The sequence below is a fragment of the Janthinobacterium sp. PSPC1-1 genome (genome assembly GCF_049897625.1).
In the GTDB taxonomy this organism is placed as follows: Bacteria; Pseudomonadota; Gammaproteobacteria; order Burkholderiales; family Burkholderiaceae_D; genus Janthinobacterium; species Janthinobacterium tructae.
Map to the genome: position 1 here is coordinate 351,428 of NZ_JAFCWP010000003.1, position 18,525 is coordinate 369,952.

Here is an 18,525-nt window from a genome sequence, read left to right on the forward strand (position 1 = left end):
TGGCATGCGGCCGTCAAGCAGCACAACCGCGATGTCGAATGGGTGGTCTACGACGACGAAGGCCATGGCTGAACGCTGCCGAAGAACCGCATCGACTTCTGGGGCCGGGTGGAAAAATTCCTCGACAGAACTATCGGAAAAGACAGCGCCCCGGCAAAAAAGGAGTAGGCTGGAAGGCCGCTCCATTTACGAGGAAATCCCATGCCGTCTGGAAAAATTCTTGTTGCCCAGGGAGGCGGCCCCACCGCCGTCATCAACCAGTCGCTGGTGGGCGTGGTGCTCGAATCGCGGCGTTTTCAACATGTCACGCGCGTGTATGGCGCGCTGCACGGCGTGCGCGGCATCGTCAATGAAGAATTCGTTGATCTGACGCAGGAAACCAGCCACAACCTGGAACTGGTGGCCGCCACGCCCTCGTCGGCCCTCGGCTCCACGCGCGACAAGCCCGATATTGCCTACTGCCAGCAAATCTTTGAAGTCTTGCGCGCGCACGAAATCGAACATTTCTTCTACATCGGCGGCAATGATTCGTCCGACACCGTGCGCATCGTCAGCGAGGAAGCGCACAAGGCCGGCTATCCGCTGCGCTGCATCCACATCCCGAAAACCATCGACAACGACCTGGTGGGCAGCGACCACACGCCCGGTTTTCCCTCGGCCGCGCGCTTCGTCGCGCAAGCGTTCGCCGGCGCCAACCTCGACAACGCGGCCTTGCCCGGCGTGTACGTGGGCGTGGTGATGGGCCGCCATGCGGGCTTTTTGACGGCCGCCTCGGCGCTGGGCAAGAAGTTCCCCGACGATGGCCCGCACCTGATCTACCTGCCCGAGCGCGTCTTCGTGCTGGACAAATTCCTGGCCGACGTGAAAGCCACGTATGAAAAATACGGCCGCTGCGTGATCGCCGTCTCGGAAGGCATCCACGATGCCTCGGGCGAGCCGATCGCCAGCCTGCTGGCCAAACAGGTGGGCAATGAGGTGGAACGCGATGCGCACGGCAATGTGCAATTGTCGGGCACGGGCGCGCTGGCCGACCTGCTGTGCGACGAAATCAAGGCCAAGCTCGGCATCAAGCGCGTGCGCGGCGATACCTTCGGCTATCTGCAGCGTTCCTTCATCGGCTGCGTCTCCGACGTCGATCAACGCGAAGCGCGCGAAGTGGGAGAAAAGGCGGTGCAGTTCGCCATGTGGGGCGACCGTGACGGCTCCGTCGCCATCAAGCGCACGGGCTTTTATTCCGTCGACTACGAGCTGCTGCCACTGACCGAGGTGGCAGGCAAGACGCGCACCATGGAAGACGAATTCATCAGCGCCAGCGGCACCGACGTGACGGATGCGTTCAGGCTGTATCTGCGCCCGCTGCTGGGCTCGGGCATGCCCGATGCGTTCCGCCTGCGCGCGGCGAAAGTAGCGAAGGTGCTGAAACCCTAGCTGGACTCCGCCAGCAGCAGCGGCCGCAGTTTCACGGCCGCTTCCTTCAACTGCGGCACGTGCTGCAGCAGTTGCTCCACGGATTTGCGCGCCACGGGCGCGTGGCAGGCGACGGCCGCCACGATGCGCCCGTCGGCCGCGCAGATGGGCACGGCCACTGCCACCATGCCGTGCACGAATTCCTCGTCGTCGATGCCGATGCCCAGGCGGGCGATGCGCACGATCTCGCGTTCCAGCAGCACGGGGTCGGTAATGCTTTTCGGCGTGCGCGCCTGCAGGCTCAGCATGGCCAGCAATGCGCGCCGCTCCAGCAAGGTCATGTGTGCCAGGAATAATTTCCCGCTCGCCGTGCAATGCATGGGCGCGCGCGTGCCGAGCACCAGGTGCAGGCGCAGCGGTTCCTGCGTTTCCACGCGGTCCACGTACACAATCGCATTGCCTTCGGGAATGGCGAGATTGCAGGTCTCGCCCGTGGCCGCCACCAGACTGCCCAGGATGCTGCGGCTCACGCGGATCAGGGCATTGTTGCGCAAGGTCGCCAGCGCCAGGTTAGTCGAAGCGGCACCGGGTACATAGCCGCGCCCCACGGGCGTGCGCAGCACATAGCCATGTTGCTCCAGCGTATCGAGCAGGCGCATCATGCTGGCTTTCGGCACCTGCATGCGCGCCGCCAGCTGCGACAAGGTCAAGGGCTGGCTGGCGCTGGCCAGGTGCTCGATCAGGCGCAGCACGCGCAAGCCGCGCGCCTCGTCGCCGTGGGCCGCCGCATGGACAGCCACCACGCCGCCCGCCGAGCTGTCTTCTTCGGCCTCGGCCTGCCGTTTTTGAAACGTATCCTGCATGTTCTGTTTCACCTCTCGCGTATGCGGCTGTTTCCGCTTGTCCCGGCGCTGCTCGTCTTTTATAAATGGAACCAGACGTTCCAAAACATCAAATAAAAGACCAGTGTATCGCAAAAATCGCCCGCAAAGGCAAGCGATACCGCAAACGCAGGAGACCAGGGCAATGTCACAAACACACTACGATTACATCGTCGTCGGCGCCGGTTCGGCCGGCTGCGTGCTGGCCAACCGCCTGTCGCACGACAGCAACAATCAGGTATTGCTGCTGGAAGCGGGCGGCAAGGACAACAATCCATGGATACACGTGCCGGTCGGCTATTTCAAGACCATGCACGACCCGAAGCTGGACTGGTGCTACCGCACGGAAGCGGACGCCGGGATCGCCGGGCGCCAGCTGCAATGGCCGCGCGGCAAGGTCCTGGGCGGCTCCAGCTCGCTCAACGGCTTGCTGTATGTACGCGGCCAGAAGGAAGATTACGACCGCTGGGCCGAGCTGGGCAATGCAGGCTGGAGCTATGCCGAGGTGCTGCCCTATTTTAAAAAATCGGAAGACCAGGAACGCGGCGCCAGCGACTACCACGGTGTCGGTGGCCCGCTGAAAGTGTCGGACCTGCGCCTGCGCCGCCCCATCGCCGAACATTTTATTGCCGGCGCCACGGAAAGCGGCATCCCCTTCAATGCCGATTACAACGGCGCCACGCAGGAAGGCGTGGGCTACTTCCAGCAAACGGCCAGCAAGGGCTTGCGCTGCAGCACGGCGAAAGCCTTTTTGCGTCCCGCCCGCAAGCGCGCCAACCTGCGCGTGGAAGTGCGCGCGCACATCATGCGCGTGCTGTTCGAGGGCAAGCGCGCCGTCGGCATCGAGTACCGGCAGGATGGCCAGCTGCGCCAGGCGCACACCAGCGGTGAAGTGATTTTATGCGCGGGCGCCATCGGCTCGCCGCACATCCTGCAATGCTCGGGCGTGGGGCCGCGTGCCCTGTTGGAAGAGGTGGGCGTGCCGCTGGTGCACGACTTGCCCGGCGTGGGGCAGAACCTGCAAGACCATTTGCAAATCCGTCTGGTCTTCAAGACACGCCTGAAAACCCTGAACGATGAAGTCAACAGCCTGTGGGGCAAGCTGTGGGTGGGCATGCAATATGTGTTTTCCCGCTCCGGACCGTTGACACTGGCGGCCAGCCAGGTGACGGTGTTTACCAAGTCCTCGCCCGAGGTGGAGCGGCCTGATATCCAGTTCCACATGCAGCCGCTGAGCGCCGACAAACCAGGCGAAGGCGCGCATCCGTTTTCCGCGTTTACCTCGTCCGTGTGCCAGCTGCGCCCGCACAGCCGCGGCCACGTGTCGATCAAGTCCAGCGATCCCCTTGTCTACCCGGGCATTCATCCGAACTACCTGTCCGACCCGCGCGACCAGCAGACGGCAATCGCCGCCCTGCGCGTGGCCCGAAAAATCGCCGCCGCCCCGTCGCTGGCGCCGCACATCATTTCCGAGTTCGTGCCCGGCCCGCAATTCGAGACGGACGCGGAATTACTGGACGCGGCGCGCCGTTTCAGCCAGTCGATCTACCACCCCAGCGGCACCTGCAAGATGGGGCATGACGCCATGGCCGTCGTCGATGACCGCCTGCGCGTGCACGGCATGCAGAACCTGCGCGTGGTCGACGCGTCGATCATGCCGGAAATCGTCTCGGGCAACACGAATGCACCCACCATCATGATCGCCGAAAAGGCCGCCGACATGATCCTGGCGGACGCCGTACGCCTGCCGCAAGCGGCCTGACCCACCCACTCCAATCCCTGCAAGGAGGATGCCAGCGGCGGGCAGACGGCCCCGCTCCCAATGACTCGGCGACAAGCCTAGCATCAGAAAAAAACACATAATCGATATCGATTGGAGACTAGATATTATGGATAACAATCCGAACCATCCGAAAAAAGCCAAAGAGCTACGGAAAGTCGTGATGGCCAGCGTGATCGGCGCCACCATCGAGTGGTACGACTTCTTTTTATACGGCGTCGTCGCCGGCATCGTGTTCAGCAAGCTGTATTTTCCGGGCGGCGATCCGCTCGTCTCGACCATGCTGGCCTACGGCACCTTCGCCGTGGGCTTTTTGTCGCGTCCCATCGGCGGCGTGATCTTCGGCCATTTCGGCGACAAGATCGGCCGCAAGAGCATGCTGGTGATGACCCTGATGATCATGGGAATCTCCACCTTCCTGATCGGCGTGCTGCCGACCTACGACCATATCGGCTACTGGGCGCCCGGCCTGCTGCTGTTCCTGCGCGTGCTGCAGGGTATCGGCCTCGGGGGCGAATGGGGCGGCGCCGTGCTGATGGCGTACGAATACGCGCCGCCGAAAGAGCGCGGCTTCTATGCCAGCCTGCCGCAGATTGGCCTGGCCATCGGCCTGTGCCTCGCTTCCGGCGTGGTGGCGATCCTCTCGTACACTTTGACGGATGCGCAGTTCCTCGCGTGGGGCTGGCGCGTCGCCTTCATTCTGTCGGCGGCCCTGGTCTTCATCGGCATGTGGATACGCCTGAACGTGATGGAAACGCCGGAATTCCAGGTGGTGAAAGAGAAGAACGCGGAGACGCAGATTCCGTTCTTCGACCTGCTGAAGCGCTATCCGGGCAATGTATTGAAAGGCATGGGTGCACGCTATATCGACGGCGTGTTCTTCAACATCTTCGGCGTGTTTTCCATCACCTATCTGACCAACACCATCAAGATAGATCGCACGGAAGCGCTGATGGGCGTGATGGCGTCGGCCGTCGTGATGTGCTTTTGCATCCCCTTCTTCGGCCGCCTGTCGGACCGCATCGGGCGCAGCAAGGTGTTCTTCTGGGGTGCATTGATCACTGGCGTGTCATCGATTCCCGCCTTCTGGATCATGCTGCATCACGCCGACAATCCGCTGCTGCTGTGGTGTTCCGTGATCATCCCGCTGGGCGTGCTGTATTCGGCCGTGTATGGCCCGGAAGCGGCCCTGTTCTGCGACCTGTTCGATGCCAAGGTGCGCTACACGGGCATCTCCTTCGTGTACCAGTTCTCCGGCATCTTCGCCAGCGGCCTGACGCCCATCATCGCCACCTACCTGCTGAAAACGGGCAATGGCGAGCCATGGCACATCGTCGGCTACATCCTGTTCGCCTCCCTCGTCTCGGCCGTCAGCGTGGCCATGATCGGCAAAGGCGGCGCGCAGCCGGATGGCCACATGAAGACGGCGCACGCAAGGTAAGCTGGCAACAGGCGTAAAAAAAGCAGGCTCTCAAAGAGGCCTGCTTTTTTCTTACGTACGCCACGGCGCCTGACAAAACCGTAGCGAGCGCCAGTGATTTGTGGCTAAGAAGCGCAACCGTACTCTAGTACGGTGAGCATCGCAGGCCGCAAAGCGCGGCGCGCAGTAGGTTTGGTCAGGTGCGATCAGATCACGATGGTTTGATGCTCATCACCCACGCGGGCGCGGATGGTACCGATGCGCGAGACAGTTTCGCCGGCCGCTTGCAGCTGGGCGATGGCAGCGTCCGCGTTTTCCTGCGAAACGATGACGGTCATGCCGATGCCGCAGTTGAAGACGCGGTGCATTTCGGCGTCAGCCACGCCGCCATGCTGTTGCAGCCACGTGAACAGCGGTGGCATGGTCCATGCCTTCGAGTCCAGTTCGGCCACCAGGCCAGGCTGCAGCACGCGCGGGATGTTTTCCACCAGGCCGCCACCGGTGATGTGCACCATGCCTTTGACTTCCATGGCATCCATCAGCGCCAGCAGCGGCTTGACGTAGATGCGCGTCGGCTGCATCAGCACGTCGGCCAGTTTACGGCCATGGAAATCGCCTTCCAAGTCCGGTTTTGCCACTTCGATGATCTTGCGCACCAGCGAATAACCGTTCGAGTGCACGCCCGACGAGGCCAGGCCCAGCACCACGTCGCCCGGAGCGATCTTGGTGCCGTCGATGATTTTCGATTTTTCCACGGCGCCGACGGCAAAACCTGCCAGGTCGTATTCGCCGGCAGGGTACATGCTCGGCATTTCCGCCGTTTCGCCGCCGATCAGCGCGCAGCCCGCTTGTTCGCAACCCTGGGCGATGCCCTTGATGACGTCGGTGGCAATCGCCACGTCCAGCTTGCCGCAAGCGAAATAGTCGAGGAAGAACAGCGGTTCGGCGCCTTGCACCAGGATGTCGTTGACGCTCATGGCGACCAGGTCGATGCCGACCGTGTCATGGCGGTTCAGTTCGAACGCCAGGCGCAATTTGGTGCCGACGCCGTCGGTGCCCGAGACCAGCACCGGTTCCTTATACTTCTTGCTGATTTCGAACATGGCGCCAAAACCGCCCAGGCCGCCCATCACGCCTTCGCGCAGGGTGCGCTTGGCAAACGGCTTGATTGCTTCGACTAAAGCGTCGCCTGCGTCGATATCGACGCCAGCGTCACGGTAGGAAAGGGAAACATTAGAAGTCTGGTTCATGGTGTGGTGGCAGCGGAGGCGGTAAAATAGAAGGCGGATACCCGCCGGTACGCGCGCGCAAGCATGTTTTTCAACATCGTGCGGCAGGCTGCCAGCGGGTGAATTCGGTCGATCAAGACGCTATTTTATCAAACTGCCTCGCCATTTCGTAATTAACTGCCTTTTTTTAACGCAACAGCACAAACTACATGCCATTCGCCATCACCGCCGAGCAGAAGCAAACAGCATTTTGGATCGCGGTCTGGCTGGCATTCTTGCTGCTGCTCGTCAGCCTGGGCCCCATCCTGACGCCCTTCCTGGCCGCCGCCATCCTCGCCTACGTGCTCAATCCTGGCGTGGACCGCTTGCAACGCCTGCATTACAAGCGCTTTTACGTGCCCCGACCGCTGGCCGTGCTGGTCGTCGTGGTGTTGTTTTTCCTCGCGATCACGGCGCTGGTGCTGATCGTCGTGCCCGTGTTGCAAAAGGAAATCCCCTTGCTGCAAGCGCAGATCCCGCAGTTCCTGAACAAGGCGAATGATTTCCTGGCGCCAAAACTGCGCGACCTGGGCATCCGGGTACGCCTGGACGGCACGGGCATCAAACGCATGCTGGGCCAGCAGATGGCCACCAGTGGCGATGAAATCTGGAGCACCGTGCTGGCCTCGGCGCGCATCGGTGGCACGGCCGTGCTGGGCTGGCTGGCCACCGTGGTGCTGATTCCCGTCGTGTTGTTCTACCTGTTGCTGGACTGGCATCCGATGCTGGCACGTATCGCCGGCGCCGTGCCGCGCCGCTGGGTCGGGCGCACGGTGGGCATGGCGCAGGAAGTCGATACCCTGCTGGCGCAATACCTGCGCGGCCAGTTGCTCGTCATGCTGGTGCTGGCCACGTATTACTCGGTGGCGCTGGCCATCGCCGGTTTTGAAGTCGCATTGCCTGTCGGCATCATTACGGGCTTGCTGGTGTTCATCCCCTACCTGGGCTTCGGCCTGGGACTGATGCTGGCCCTGATCGCCGCCCTGCTGCAGTTTGCCGACTGGAGCGGCGTGATCGCCGTCGCCGTCATCTACGGCTGCGGCCAGGTCATCGAAGGCTTTTTCCTCACGCCACGCCTGGTGGGCGAGCGCATCGGCCTGAACCCGCTGGCCGTCATTTTCGCTTTATTGGCTTTCGGACAACTGTTCGGTTTCGTCGGCGTTTTGCTCGCTTTACCCGCTTCTGCCGTCCTGATGGTCGCTTTTAAGCATCTAAGACGCCACTACCTCTCCAGCAGCTTCTATAATACCTAGTAAAAGCGGATATCATATCAACCTGGCAATACCACGATGCACATGCAGTAATGAAAAACAGGACAAGGCGTACGCCATGAAACAACTGGTGCTCGATTTAGGCACAGACCAGGCGCACAGCCTCGATACCTTCGAGGTGGGACAGAATGCCGAAGTGGCGCAGCTGATGCGCCAGTTCGCCGCGCGCACGTCGCGCGAACATTTTGCCTACCTGTGGGGCGAACTGGCCGCCGGCAAGAGCCATCTGCTCAAGGCCCTGGCCAGCACCGAGCGCGCGCGCTACATTTCGCCGTTCTCGATCGAGTCCGAATTCGTGTATTCGCCCGACGTCGACCTGTACCTGCTCGACGACTGCGAAAAGCTGTCGCCGCTGGCGCAGATCGACGCCTTTGCCCTGTTCAATGAAATCCGCGCCAACAAGGCCTACATGGTGTGCAGCGGCGCCGTGCCGCCAGCCGTGCTGCCCGTGCGCGAAGACTTGCGCACGCGCATGGGCTGGGGCCTGATCTATCAGATCCACGGCTTGACCGACGATGAAAAAATCGCCGCCCTGACCCAGGCGGCCACCACCCGCGGCTTGACCTTGTCGCCGGGCGTGTTACCCTATCTGCTGTCCCATTTCCGGCGCGACATGCGTTCGCTGTCGACGATGCTGGACTCTCTCGACCTCTACTCCCTTGAAACCCAACGCCCGATCACCTTGCCATTGTTGCGCGAGTTGCTGCAGGCGGAAGCGAAAGAATGATGAATCTGGCCCTGTTTGACCTCGACCACACCCTGCTGCCCATCGACTCGGATCACGAGTGGGGCGAATTCCTGGTACGCATCGGTGCCGTGGACGCCGCCGAATTCACCCGTCGCAATGACGAATTTTTCGCGCAGTACCAGGCCGGCACCCTGGATCCGGTGGAATACCTGGAATTCTCGCTGGGCACCCTGGCGCAGTTTCCGCGCGAACGCCTGGAAGCGCTGCACCGGCAATTCATGGCCGAAGTGGTCTTGCCGTCCATCCGCCCCGAAGTCGTGGCCCTGCTCAAGCAGCACCAGGATGCGGGCGATTTGCTGGCCATCGTCACGGCCACCAACCATTTCATCACCAAGCCCATCGCCGATGCGCTGGGCGTCGAGCATCTGCTGGCCGCCATGCCCGAATATGACGCTGCAGGCAACGTCACGGGCAAGCTGCTGGGCACGCCGACCCTGGGCGCGGGCAAGCTGACCCACACCCACGCCTGGCTGGAAAAGATGGGCAAGGAACTGGGCCAGTTCGAGCGCAGCTATTTTTACAGCGATTCACACAATGACATCCCCTTGCTATCGGTCGTGACCCACCCTGTCGCGACCAATCCCAACACCGCTTTGAGCGCACACGCATCCCTCCACGGCTGGCCATCACTCCACTTATTCAATGATTAAAAAATTCATCCGCAAGATCCTCGGCGTTAAAAAAGAGGCAGCGCGCGACACCACAGCACCCATCGTGCTCGGTCCCGCGCAACACGGAATCGACCCGAAACTGGTGTCGTCGAATGCCATCCGCGTCACCAGCAGCCTGCAGGAAGCCGGTTTTGAGGCCTTTGTCGTCGGCGGCGCCGTGCGCGACCTGCTGCTGGGCGTCAAACCCAAGGACTTCGACATTGCCACCAACGCCACGCCGGAACAGGTCAAGCGATTGTTCCGCCGCGCCTTCATCATCGGCAAGCGCTTCCAGATCGTGCACGTGATGTTCGGCCAGGATTTGCTGGAAGTGACGACCTTCCGCGGCGCCGGCGCCGACTCCGCACCCAAGGATGAACATGGCCGCGTCCTGCGCGACAATACCTTCGGCTTGCAGCACGAAGATGCGCTGCGCCGCGACTTCACCATCAACGCCATGTACTACAACCCGGCAACGCAGGAAGTGCTCGATTACCACGGCGGCGTGGAAGATATCCGCGCCAAGACCTTGCGCATGATCGGCAAGCCCGAAGAACGCTACCGCGAAGACCCGGTGCGCATGCTGCGCGTGGTGCGCTTCGCCGCCAAGCTGAAATTCACCATCGAGCCGCATACGGCCGCGCCGATTCCCATCATGGCGCCGCTGATCAACAATGTGCCCGCGCCGCGCGTGTTCGACGAGATGCTGAAACTCCTGATGAGCGGCCACGCGCTGGCCTGCCTGCAGCAACTGCGTAAGGAAGGCTTGCATCATGGCTTGCTGCCGCTGCTCGACGTGGTGCTGGAGCAGCCGCTGGGCGCGAAATTCGTCACCCTGGCACTGGACGCCACGGATCAACGCATCGCCGCCGGCAAGACCGTCTCGCCAGGCTTCCTGTTTGCCTCGCTGCTGTGGCACCAGGTGCTGGAAAAATGGACGGCCTACCGCGCCGCCGGCGAGTCGACGATTCCCGCGCTGCACCTGGCGGCCGACGACGTGCTCGACTCGCAAACGGAAAAACTGGCCCTGCAGCGCAAGATCGGCTCGGACATGCGCGACATCTGGTCGATGCAGCCCCGTTTCGAGCGCCGCGTCGGCAAGGCGCCGCATAAACTGCTGGAACACCTGCGCTTCCGCGCCGGCTACGACTTCCTGCTGCTGCGCTGCGCCTCGGGCGAGATCGACATGGAGATCGGCGAGTGGTGGACCGCCTTTTATGAGGGCGACGAGGAAACGCGCGAAGCGCTGCTCGTCAGCGCGAATGCCGCGCCGGGCGCCGTCAAGAAGAAGCGTCCGCCACGCCGCAGCACGCGCAGCAAGACGAGTACAGGCGGCTCGACCACCGGCAGCAGCAGCGACGAATAATGGTCGTCATTGCTTACATCGGCATCGGTGCCAACCTGGGCGACGCGCGCGCGAATGTACAGGATGCGATTGCGCGCCTGGCGCGCCTGCCCGGCGCCAGCTTGCTGGACGCCTCGTCCAGCTACCGCACGGCGCCCATCGATTCCAGCGGTGACGACTACATCAACGCCGTGGCGCGCATCACGACCACCCTGCCGGCCGAAGAGCTGCTGCTGGCGTTGCACGCCATCGAGGCGGCGCACGGGCGCGAACGGCCTTACCGCAACGCCCCGCGCACGCTGGACCTGGACTTGCTGCTGTACGGCGATGAACAGATCACCAGCGCGAGCCTGACGGTGCCGCATCCACGCATCACCGAGCGCGCCTTCGTGCTGGTGCCGCTGCTCGAACTGGCGCCCGCCGTCGTCGTGCCCGGCCTCGGGGCGGCGCAGGACTACCTGGCAAGCGTCGCTGACCAGGCCATCAGCCAGCTCTGAGCGCCACGCGGCATTGCTCTACAATGCCGCCCCTGCACGCCGCCATATAAAGTACTACACTAGCGGCGTCGCAATAGCATCACCCCCCTTTCACTCTAGAGAATACCTATGTCCGCTTATTTGCAAGGAACAGATCTGGCCGCAAAAGACAAGGCCGCCACACCGGCGCCGGCGCCATCCAAGCCTGTCGCCAACAAGGCCGTGACCATCCACACCCTGGCCACGCTGCGCGCCGCCCGCGAAAAGATCACCATGCTGACCTGCTATGACGCCAGCTTCGCGTCGCTGATGGACCGCTGCGGCGTAGAGATCCTGCTGATCGGCGATTCGCTCGGCATGGTCTGCAACGGCCACAACTCCACCCTGCCCGTCACCGTGGCCGAACTGGCTTACCACACGGCTTCCGTGGCGCGCGGCGCCAAGTCGGCCATGATCATGTCCGACCTGCCGTTCGGCGCGTACGGCACGCCCGAAACAGCGTATGCCAACGCCGTCATCCTGATGCAGGCTGGCGCGCACATGATCAAGATCGAAGGCGGCGCCTGGCTGGCCGAGACCGTCCGTTTCCTCACGCAGCGCGGCATCCCCATCTGCGCCCACATCGGCCTGACGCCGCAATCGGTGCACCAGCTGGGCGGCTACAAGGTGCAGGGCAAGAGCACGGAAAGCGCCGCAGAGCTGAAGAACGACGCGCTGGCGCTGCAAAACGCGGGCGCCGCCATCGTGCTGATGGAAGCCATGCCGTCGCAGCTGGGCAAGGAAGTGACCGACATGCTGACGATCCCCACCATCGGCATCGGCGCCGGTCCCGACTGCTCGGGCCAGGTGCTCGTCATGCACGACATGCTGGGCGTGTTCCCAGGCCGCAAGGCGCGCTTCGTGCGCAACTTCATGGAAGGCGCGGCCAGCATCGACGACGCCGTCACCGGCTACGTCAAAGCCGTCAAGGATGGCAGCTTCCCGGCGCTGGAACACTGCTTCTGATCTTCTGATCTAGCCTATTGAGGCGATATCGCCCCGGCACTCGTCGGGGCGATTTTTTTTTCGCGCAGCGTTTCTGTGCGTACAAACGCCACCTCCAGGCCAAAGAATTGCCCGATACGGTTCAGTGTCTGGATGGTCGGATTGCCCTTGCCGCTCTCGATCTCCTTGATGACCTTGGTGCTCACGCCCCGGTGCGTCGCAAACTCTGCCTGCGTCATGCGCGAGATGGCGCGCATTTCCTTGACGGCGTGCTGTAGCGTGACGGCGCCTGCTTCAATGGCTTCGTAAAGCACTGCCCTGCGCTGCCGCAACTCTTCCTTGTCAACGGTCTTTTTCGTACGCGCCATGTCAGTGCTCTCCCAATGCCTTGAGCTGTTCGATCTGCCCGGCGATATGTGGCCGGATGAAAGCAATGATGTCATCATCCACGCCTGCCTCCTGCATATGCTGTTCCAGCGCAACCAGGTGCCGGGAAAATCCGTATAGCGCGAGGCGGATCTGCTGGCGCTCCACGTCCGGCATGCCGATCGTAGCCAGTATCGTCGTCCAGTCATGCAGCTCGTTTTTGGTATCCGGGTGATACCAGCGCGCCGCGCGTGGTATGCCATCCGGATCCAGGTACATCGGCGCAAAATCGAACAGCGGCGTGAGGCGCACCTCGGCACCAACTTGCTGCACCGCCGTATTGCGTGCGTGATTATCGGTATTGCGCATGGCCAGGTTCAAGATATCGCGTTTGAGAAATTCGATGGTTTCCGCAGTCTTGTCGCTGACGACGGCGCGCAGCGCCTGCAATAGGTCGAACTGGCTGGGCGTGGCTTCAAAGCCAACAATACCTGCCAGCGAAGCGGCACTTTCCTGATGCAGCCGCAGCACTTTTCCATCCCGGATGCAGCGGTCAAAACGGGGAATGAACAAGGTATCGTCCTGGTAGCGCAGCCGGCCTTCGGTGCGCAAGCCCACCGCGCGTGCCACAGTCATGTATGCGGCTTCATTCCGCAATACCTTGGCGTCGCTGGCGGTCTTTCCGCGCGGACGCTTGACGATGAAATGGGCAGCCGCGTACTCGTCCGCCAGGGCGCCATCGGCATGCCAGAGACCGGCATGGTCGGTGGTCAGCAGATATTTCGGCGCCGCTCCTTGCACCCCCAGACTGCCGGCGGCCAGCATGCCATGCATCAGCATGCGCTCATTGAAGGCATCGCCGCGACCTATGATCTCGTCCAGTGAAAAGCCGCTCAGCGGCTTGCCCTTGTCGTGGCGATTCATATGTTGTGCGTAGTACTGCACGGCCTCGGCGATGCGCACGCGCCCGACGGGATTGAATGCGCCGGCGCACATCAGCGGAAAATCGGCAGCCGGACCATCGGCCAGTTGCAGCTGCCCAAGCAGATATGTCCGTCCGCTCCCCTGGGGAATCAGGTCAAAGATAAAGGCTGGCCATTGCGCCAGCTTCTGCATCTCTGCCGTGACGGGAAAACGCAGCGAGACAGGTCCACTCTCAAGCTTGAAGAAGGCATAATCGAGGTCATACTCGAACAGGGCAGCGGTGCGTGGATTGCCGCCTGCAGGCTCAAGCAAAGTCAGCGATGCGCAATCGTGCCACGCATCATCATGAAAAATTTGAAAATGGCATTGCATGGCGGCTCCACTGGATCTTATAGTAGCTAATTGTGTTCAGTTTATCCTTAAATTAGCACTTATACGATCCAAATTTTAGCAAGTGCAGCGCCATGAAAAATTCAATAGGCCCTAAAAGAACTATTTTAAGCCGGCAACACCCTTAATTAGCCCTTTTAAGTACCCTTATAGTAATTACCCCACTTGTATCCACGTCGTCTTCAGCTCCGTGTACTTGTCCAGGGCGTGCAATGACTTGTCGCGCCCGTTGCCCGACTGCTTGTAGCCGCCGAACGGCACGGTGATGTCGTCGCCGTCGTACTGGTTGACGTGCACGGTGCCCGCACGCAGGGCACGCGCCGTCTGGATCGCCTTGGTGATGTCGGAGGTCCACACGGCCGCCTGCAAGCCGTACGGCGTGGCGTTGGCCTGTTTGATGGCTTCGGCGATATCCGTAAAGCCCAGCACGGACAGCACGGGGCCGAAGATCTCTTCGCGCGCGATCGTCATGCCGGCCTCCACGCCGCCAAACACGGTCGGCTGCACGTAATAGCCCCCCGTATCAAGGCGCACGGCCTCGCCGCCACCGAGCAGTTGTGCGCCTTCGTTCTTGCCCGCCGCGATATAGCCCATCACCGTTTGCATTTGCGTGGCGTCGACAATCGCGCCCATGACGGTGGCGTCGTCGAGCGGATCGCCAGGCTGGAAGCGGGGCAGCATGGCCAGCGCCTTGGCGATAAATTCTTCCTTGATCGATTCTTCCACGAACAGGCGCGAGGGTGCATTGCAGCTTTCGCCCTGGTTGAAGAAGATGGAACCGACGGCCGCTGCCACGGCCTTGTCCAGGTCCGGGCAATCGGCGCAGACGATGTTGGCGGACTTGCCGCCCAGTTCCGTCCACGCCCGCTTCAGGTTCGACTGGCCCGCCATCTGCACGATCAACTTGCCCGTGCGCGTGGAACCCGTAAAGCCGATGCAATCGACATCCATGTGCAGCGCCAGCGCGGCGCCGGCCTCATTACCGTAACCTGGCAGCACGTTGAAGACACCGGCCGGCACGCCCGCTTCGAGCGCGATGTCGGCCAGGCGCAGCGCCGTCAGCGGCGATTTTTCAGACGGTTTCAATATCACGCTGTTGCCGGCCGCGAGGGCCGGCGCGATCTTCCAGGCCGCCATGATCATCGGGTAATTCCACGGCACGATGGCGGCGACGACACCGACCGGTTCGCGCGTGATCAGGGCCAGGCTGTTGGCAGGGGTCGGGGCGATTTCATCGTAGACCTTGTCGATCGCCTCGCCATACCAGCGCAGGCAATTGGCCGTGGCGCCCACGTCCACGCTCTGGCTGTACTTGATCGGTTTGCCCATGTCCAGCGTTTCCAGCAGGGCCAGTTCGGGACCGTATTGCTGCACCAGGTCGGCGAACTTGATCAATATCCGCTTGCGCTGCGCGGGCGACTTGCCTGCCCAGCGGCGCTCATCGAAGGCGGCGCGGGAGGCCTGCACGGCCGCGTCCACGTCGGCGCCATCGCAGCGGGCCACCTGCCCCAGCAGGCGCCCGTCGATGGGCGACAGATTGTCGAAAGTCTGGCCGGACCTGGCCGGGACCCGCTCGCCGTTGATGAAGGCGCGTCCATCGATCGCGAGCGCTGCGGCCCGTGCATGCCAGCTGGTGTTTTCCGTCATGGTCATCTCCTGTGTCAGTGTAAGAGCAGCTTACTCCTGGTCTGCCAAATAGGCCGCAGACAGTTGCTTGCGGCGCTGCCGGTCGGCGCGCGCCAGCATCACGGCGTACACGATCACGGCGAGCGTCACCACCAGAATCGTCAGCGCGGCGATGGCATTCACACGCGGATCGAGCCCCAGGCGCGCGCGCGAGAAGATCACCAGCGGCATCGTCGTCGAACCGGGGCCGGACAAAAAGGCTGACAACACCACGTCGTCCAGCGACAGGGTGAACGTCAGCAGCCAGGCCGACGCCAGCGCCTGCGTGATGTTCGGCAGGGTCACGAGGAAGAATACCTGGTGCGCGCGGCAGCCCAAGTCCATCGCCGCCTCGGCCAACGATTTACTCATCTCCTGCAGGCGCGACTGCACCACCACGGCCGCATACGCCATGCCCAACAGGGTGTGACCGAACCACATCGTCAGCACGCCCCGCTCGGGAAAGCCAAAGACCTTTTGCATGGACACCAGCATCAGCAGCAAGGACAGGCCGATGATCACTTCCGGCATCACCAAAGGCGCGCTGACCATGGACGAGAACAAGGTGCGGCCGCGGAAGCGCTGGTAATTGGTCAGCGCAAAGGCGGCGAAGGTACCGAGAATGACGGAAGAGGTGGCCGACATGAAGGCGATCTTCAGCGACAAACCGAAACCCGAGATGATCTGCGTATCGCTCATCAACTCGCTGTACCAGCGCAGCGAAAAGCCGCTCCACACCATGTCCTGGCGCGAGCTGTTGAACGAAAAGACAATCAGCACGAAGATGGGCAGGTAGAGGAACAGATAGCCGAGCCCGAGCCAGCCGCGCCCGAACCAGCGCTGTAAAAAGGTACGTCCGTTCATGTGCGCTCCTCCGCGTCCTGGTCCGTCTTGTATTTGTTAAAAATGGCCATCGGCACGAGGATCAGCAAGACCACCAGCACCGTCACCGACGAAGCCATGGCCCAGTCGTTATTCGTGAAATACTCATCCCACAGCACGCGGCCAATCATCAGCGTTTCCGGGCCGCCCAGCAGTTCGGGAATCACGTATTCGCCCACGGACGGGATGAACACCAGCATGGCGCCGGCGATGATGCCCGATTTCGACAGCGGCACCGTGATGCGCCAGAACGCCTGCAAGGGCGTGGCGCCCAGGTCGGCCGCCGCTTCCAGGTAGCGCACGTCCATTTTCACCAGATTCGCATACAGGGGCAGGATCATGAACGGCAGGTAGGCGTACACCATGCCGACCACCAGCGAGAATGAGGTATTCATCATGTGCAGCGGTTCCTGCACGACGCCCAGGGCGATCAGCAGATCGTTGAGCAAGCCGTGGTTGGCCAGGATGCCCTTCCACGCATACACGCGCAGCAGGAAGGAGGTCCAGAACGGCAGCATCACCAGCAGCATCAGCACGGGCCGGATCGACGGTTTGGCGCGCGCCATGAAGTAGGCGAACGGGTAGCCGATGAACAGACAGATGGCCGTGGTGATGGCCGCGTACTTGATGGAACTGAGGTAGGTGAGCAGGTACAGTTCATCGGCGGCGATGAACAGGTAGTTGGCAATTTTCACCTTCAGCACGACGATGCCATCGACGTACGACAGCAAGCCGCCGAACGGGCTGCCCGCCGTGTCCATGTCGGACAGGCTGATGCGCAGCACGATCAGGAAAGGCACCAAAAAAGCCGCCGTGAGGAACAGCGCCGGCACGGCGATGACGGCGTTGCGCCCGGTGAGCCAGCGCAAGGTGAGCAGGCTGCGCAGCGATTGCAGGAGGAAAGTCATGATGGCCTCAGCTGGTCAGCACGACGATATCGGCGCCATCCCACCAGACCCACACGCGCTGTTCGCGTTCGAGGCGCGCGGCGTCGTGGCGGGCCGCGTTGGTACGCGAGACTTTCACCACCGTGCCGCTGTCGAGGCGCACATGGTAGCTGGTTTCATTGCCAAAATACGCCATGGCGACGATCACGCCCTGGGCACAGTTGTAGCCGTGTTCGGCCGGCGACGCGCGCTCCTCCAGAGCGGGTGGCGCGATCTGGATGCCGATTTTTTCGGGGCGCACGGCCACCGAAACATCCATGCCCAGATTGCCCGTGATGCCGTGCGAAACATAGTGCTCGCCATCGGGCGTGGCGATCACCACGTGATCGGGTTCATCTTCCGTGATACGGCCGTCGAACAGGTTCACGCTGCCGATAAAGTCGGCGACGAAACGGCAGTTCGGCGTCTCGTAGATTTCGCCGGGTGCACCCACCTGCAGGATGCGCCCTTCGCTCATGACGGCGATGCGCGTGGCCATGCTCATCGCTTCATCCTGGTCGTGCGTGACCATCACGCAGGTGACGCCCACCTGCTCGATGATGTTGACCAGTTCCATCTGCGTGCGTTCGCGCAGTTTTTTATCCAGCGCACCCAGCGGCTCGTCGAGCAGCAGCAACTGCGGCCGCTTGGCCAGGCTGCGCGCCAGCGCCACGCGCTGCTGCTGCCCGCCCGACAGCTGGTGCGGCTTGCGCTTCGCATACTGCCCCAGCTGCACCAGCGCCAGCATCTGTTCGACCCGCGCCGCCACTTCCGCTTTCGGCAAGCCGTCGCGGCGCAGGCCGAAGGCGATGTTGTCCCACACGGACAGGTGCGGGAACAGCGCGTACGACTGGAACATCATGTTGATGGGCCGCTGGTGCGGCGGCACATTGACGATGCTGTTGCCCGCCAAGGCGATTCTGCCCGAGGTCGGCGTCTCGAAGCCAGCCAGCATGCGCAGCAGGGTCGACTTGCCGCAACCTGAACTACCGAGCAAGGCGAAAATCTCGCCCTGGTTGATCGTCACGGAAATATCATTGACGGCGCGCACGCCATCGAATTCCTTGACCAGCTGATCAATCAGCAAGAAAGGCGCTGGGGCGTCGCTGGCCGACGCGGCTGGTGTTGCTATCGTCATGTGG

The 18,525-nt window shown here is 62.2% G+C and carries 17 protein-coding genes; 9 read left to right on the plus strand and 8 right to left on the minus strand.

Going from position 1 to position 18,525, the window contains the following annotated elements; translation table 11 throughout:
- Positions 1 to 201: 201 nt before the first annotated feature.
- Complete coding sequence (locus ACP7EG_RS12660) at positions 202 to 1,428, plus strand: 6-phosphofructokinase (RefSeq protein ID WP_426087869.1); 1,227 nt, start codon at positions 202 to 204, stop codon at positions 1,426 to 1,428.
- On the opposite strand, the gene ACP7EG_RS12665 is transcribed toward ACP7EG_RS12660, so the two are convergent.
- Positions 1,425 to 2,270, minus strand: a complete 846-nt coding sequence (locus ACP7EG_RS12665) for an IclR family transcriptional regulator (RefSeq protein ID WP_426087870.1) — start codon at positions 2,268 to 2,270, stop codon at positions 1,425 to 1,427. The genes ACP7EG_RS12660 and ACP7EG_RS12665 overlap by 4 nt on opposite strands.
- Positions 2,271 to 2,433: 163 nt before the next feature.
- On the opposite strand from ACP7EG_RS12665, the gene ACP7EG_RS12670 reads away from it, so the two are divergent.
- Together ACP7EG_RS12670 and ACP7EG_RS12675 are read left to right on the plus strand one after the other, a co-directional pair.
- Positions 2,434 to 4,050 (plus strand): GMC family oxidoreductase, encoded by a 1,617-nt coding sequence (locus ACP7EG_RS12670; RefSeq protein WP_426087871.1) that lies wholly within the window; start codon positions 2,434 to 2,436, stop codon positions 4,048 to 4,050.
- 127 nt (positions 4,051 to 4,177) lie between these two features.
- Complete coding sequence (locus tag ACP7EG_RS12675) at positions 4,178 to 5,509, plus strand: MFS transporter (RefSeq protein ID WP_426087872.1); 1,332 nt, start codon at positions 4,178 to 4,180, stop codon at positions 5,507 to 5,509.
- A 185-nt stretch (positions 5,510 to 5,694) separates the two neighbouring features.
- On the opposite strand, the gene purM is transcribed toward ACP7EG_RS12675, so the two are convergent.
- Entirely contained in the window at positions 5,695 to 6,738 is a 1,044-nt protein-coding gene (gene purM, locus ACP7EG_RS12680; protein ID WP_034788683.1) for a phosphoribosylformylglycinamidine cyclo-ligase, read from the minus strand.
- A 188-nt stretch (positions 6,739 to 6,926) separates the two neighbouring features.
- Here purM and ACP7EG_RS12685 point away from each other — a divergent pair, with 188 nt between their 5' ends.
- The 6 genes from ACP7EG_RS12685 to panB all read left to right on the plus strand — a co-directional run bounded on the left by ACP7EG_RS12685 (position 6,927) and on the right by panB (position 12,251).
- Positions 6,927 to 8,009, plus strand: coding sequence for an AI-2E family transporter (locus tag ACP7EG_RS12685; RefSeq protein ID WP_096238013.1), 1,083 nt, complete (start codon positions 6,927 to 6,929; stop codon positions 8,007 to 8,009).
- A gap of 76 nt (positions 8,010 to 8,085) precedes the next feature.
- Positions 8,086 to 8,754: a DnaA regulatory inactivator Hda gene (gene hda, locus ACP7EG_RS12690; protein WP_034788687.1), complete on the plus strand. Its 669-nt coding sequence runs from the start codon at positions 8,086 to 8,088 to the stop codon at positions 8,752 to 8,754.
- A complete protein-coding gene (locus ACP7EG_RS12695; protein WP_219891674.1) occupies positions 8,754 to 9,425 on the plus strand; it encodes an HAD family hydrolase in 672 nt (223 codons plus the stop codon). The genes hda and ACP7EG_RS12695 overlap by 1 nt, the downstream gene beginning before the upstream one ends.
- Positions 9,418 to 10,791: a polynucleotide adenylyltransferase PcnB gene (gene pcnB / locus ACP7EG_RS12700; protein ID WP_426087873.1), complete on the plus strand. Its 1,374-nt coding sequence runs from the start codon at positions 9,418 to 9,420 to the stop codon at positions 10,789 to 10,791. Before ACP7EG_RS12695 ends, pcnB begins: the two co-directional genes overlap by 8 nt.
- The gene (gene folK, locus ACP7EG_RS12705; protein ID WP_426087874.1) at positions 10,791 to 11,267 is read left to right on the plus strand and encodes a 2-amino-4-hydroxy-6-hydroxymethyldihydropteridine diphosphokinase; all 477 of its coding nucleotides are present in this window, start codon (positions 10,791 to 10,793) and stop codon (positions 11,265 to 11,267) included. The genes pcnB and folK overlap by 1 nt, the downstream gene beginning before the upstream one ends.
- A gap of 108 nt (positions 11,268 to 11,375) precedes the next feature.
- Positions 11,376 to 12,251: a 3-methyl-2-oxobutanoate hydroxymethyltransferase gene (gene panB / locus ACP7EG_RS12710; protein WP_426087875.1), complete on the plus strand. Its 876-nt coding sequence runs from the start codon at positions 11,376 to 11,378 to the stop codon at positions 12,249 to 12,251.
- 14 nt (positions 12,252 to 12,265) lie between these two features.
- On the opposite strand, the gene ACP7EG_RS12715 is transcribed toward panB, so the two are convergent.
- The 6 genes from ACP7EG_RS12715 to ACP7EG_RS12740 all read right to left on the minus strand — a co-directional run bounded on the left by ACP7EG_RS12715 (position 12,266) and on the right by ACP7EG_RS12740 (position 18,521).
- Entirely contained in the window at positions 12,266 to 12,598 is a 333-nt protein-coding gene (locus ACP7EG_RS12715) for a helix-turn-helix transcriptional regulator (protein WP_426087876.1), read from the minus strand.
- Between the two features lies 1 nt (position 12,599).
- Positions 12,600 to 13,892, minus strand: a complete 1,293-nt coding sequence (locus ACP7EG_RS12720) for a type II toxin-antitoxin system HipA family toxin (RefSeq protein ID WP_426087877.1) — start codon at positions 13,890 to 13,892, stop codon at positions 12,600 to 12,602.
- Positions 13,893 to 14,066: 174 nt separating this feature from the next.
- The gene (locus tag ACP7EG_RS12725) at positions 14,067 to 15,557 is read right to left on the minus strand and encodes an aldehyde dehydrogenase (protein ID WP_426087878.1); all 1,491 of its coding nucleotides are present in this window, start codon (positions 15,555 to 15,557) and stop codon (positions 14,067 to 14,069) included.
- A gap of 30 nt (positions 15,558 to 15,587) precedes the next feature.
- Positions 15,588 to 16,439 carry an ABC transporter permease subunit gene (locus tag ACP7EG_RS12730; protein WP_426087879.1) on the minus strand — a complete coding sequence of 284 codons (852 nt, stop codon included), beginning with the start codon at positions 16,437 to 16,439 and terminating at the stop codon, positions 15,588 to 15,590.
- Entirely contained in the window at positions 16,436 to 17,365 is a 930-nt protein-coding gene (locus ACP7EG_RS12735) for an ABC transporter permease subunit (RefSeq protein ID WP_426087880.1), read from the minus strand. Before ACP7EG_RS12735 ends, ACP7EG_RS12730 begins: the two co-directional genes overlap by 4 nt.
- Positions 17,366 to 17,372: 7 nt before the next feature.
- The gene (locus tag ACP7EG_RS12740) at positions 17,373 to 18,521 is read right to left on the minus strand and encodes an ABC transporter ATP-binding protein (protein ID WP_426087881.1); all 1,149 of its coding nucleotides are present in this window, start codon (positions 18,519 to 18,521) and stop codon (positions 17,373 to 17,375) included.
- Positions 18,522 to 18,525 lie beyond the last annotated feature (4 nt).

Excerpts from the sequence above, each read along its gene's own strand:
- ACP7EG_RS12660 (WP_426087869.1), top strand. The coding sequence starts at position 202 with ATGCCGTCTGGAAAAATTCTTGTTGCCCAGGGAGGCGGCCCCACCGCC.
- ACP7EG_RS12665 (WP_426087870.1), bottom strand. The coding sequence starts at position 2,270 with ATGCAGGATACGTTTCAAAAACGGCAGGCCGAGGCCGAAGAAGACAGC.
- ACP7EG_RS12670 (WP_426087871.1), top strand. The coding sequence starts at position 2,434 with ATGTCACAAACACACTACGATTACATCGTCGTCGGCGCCGGTTCGGCC.
- ACP7EG_RS12675 (WP_426087872.1), top strand. The coding sequence starts at position 4,178 with ATGGATAACAATCCGAACCATCCGAAAAAAGCCAAAGAGCTACGGAAA.
- purM (WP_034788683.1), bottom strand. The coding sequence starts at position 6,738 with ATGAACCAGACTTCTAATGTTTCCCTTTCCTACCGTGACGCTGGCGTC.
- ACP7EG_RS12685 (WP_096238013.1), top strand. The coding sequence starts at position 6,927 with ATGCCATTCGCCATCACCGCCGAGCAGAAGCAAACAGCATTTTGGATC.
- hda (WP_034788687.1), top strand. The coding sequence starts at position 8,086 with ATGAAACAACTGGTGCTCGATTTAGGCACAGACCAGGCGCACAGCCTC.
- ACP7EG_RS12695 (WP_219891674.1), top strand. The coding sequence starts at position 8,754 with ATGAATCTGGCCCTGTTTGACCTCGACCACACCCTGCTGCCCATCGAC.
- pcnB (WP_426087873.1), top strand. The coding sequence starts at position 9,418 with ATGATTAAAAAATTCATCCGCAAGATCCTCGGCGTTAAAAAAGAGGCA.
- folK (WP_426087874.1), top strand. The coding sequence starts at position 10,791 with ATGGTCGTCATTGCTTACATCGGCATCGGTGCCAACCTGGGCGACGCG.
- panB (WP_426087875.1), top strand. The coding sequence starts at position 11,376 with ATGTCCGCTTATTTGCAAGGAACAGATCTGGCCGCAAAAGACAAGGCC.
- ACP7EG_RS12715 (WP_426087876.1), bottom strand. The coding sequence starts at position 12,598 with ATGGCGCGTACGAAAAAGACCGTTGACAAGGAAGAGTTGCGGCAGCGC.
- ACP7EG_RS12720 (WP_426087877.1), bottom strand. The coding sequence starts at position 13,892 with ATGCAATGCCATTTTCAAATTTTTCATGATGATGCGTGGCACGATTGC.
- ACP7EG_RS12725 (WP_426087878.1), bottom strand. The coding sequence starts at position 15,557 with ATGACGGAAAACACCAGCTGGCATGCACGGGCCGCAGCGCTCGCGATC.
- ACP7EG_RS12730 (WP_426087879.1), bottom strand. The coding sequence starts at position 16,439 with ATGAACGGACGTACCTTTTTACAGCGCTGGTTCGGGCGCGGCTGGCTC.
- ACP7EG_RS12735 (WP_426087880.1), bottom strand. The coding sequence starts at position 17,365 with ATGACTTTCCTCCTGCAATCGCTGCGCAGCCTGCTCACCTTGCGCTGG.
- ACP7EG_RS12740 (WP_426087881.1), bottom strand. The coding sequence starts at position 18,521 with ATGACGATAGCAACACCAGCCGCGTCGGCCAGCGACGCCCCAGCGCCT.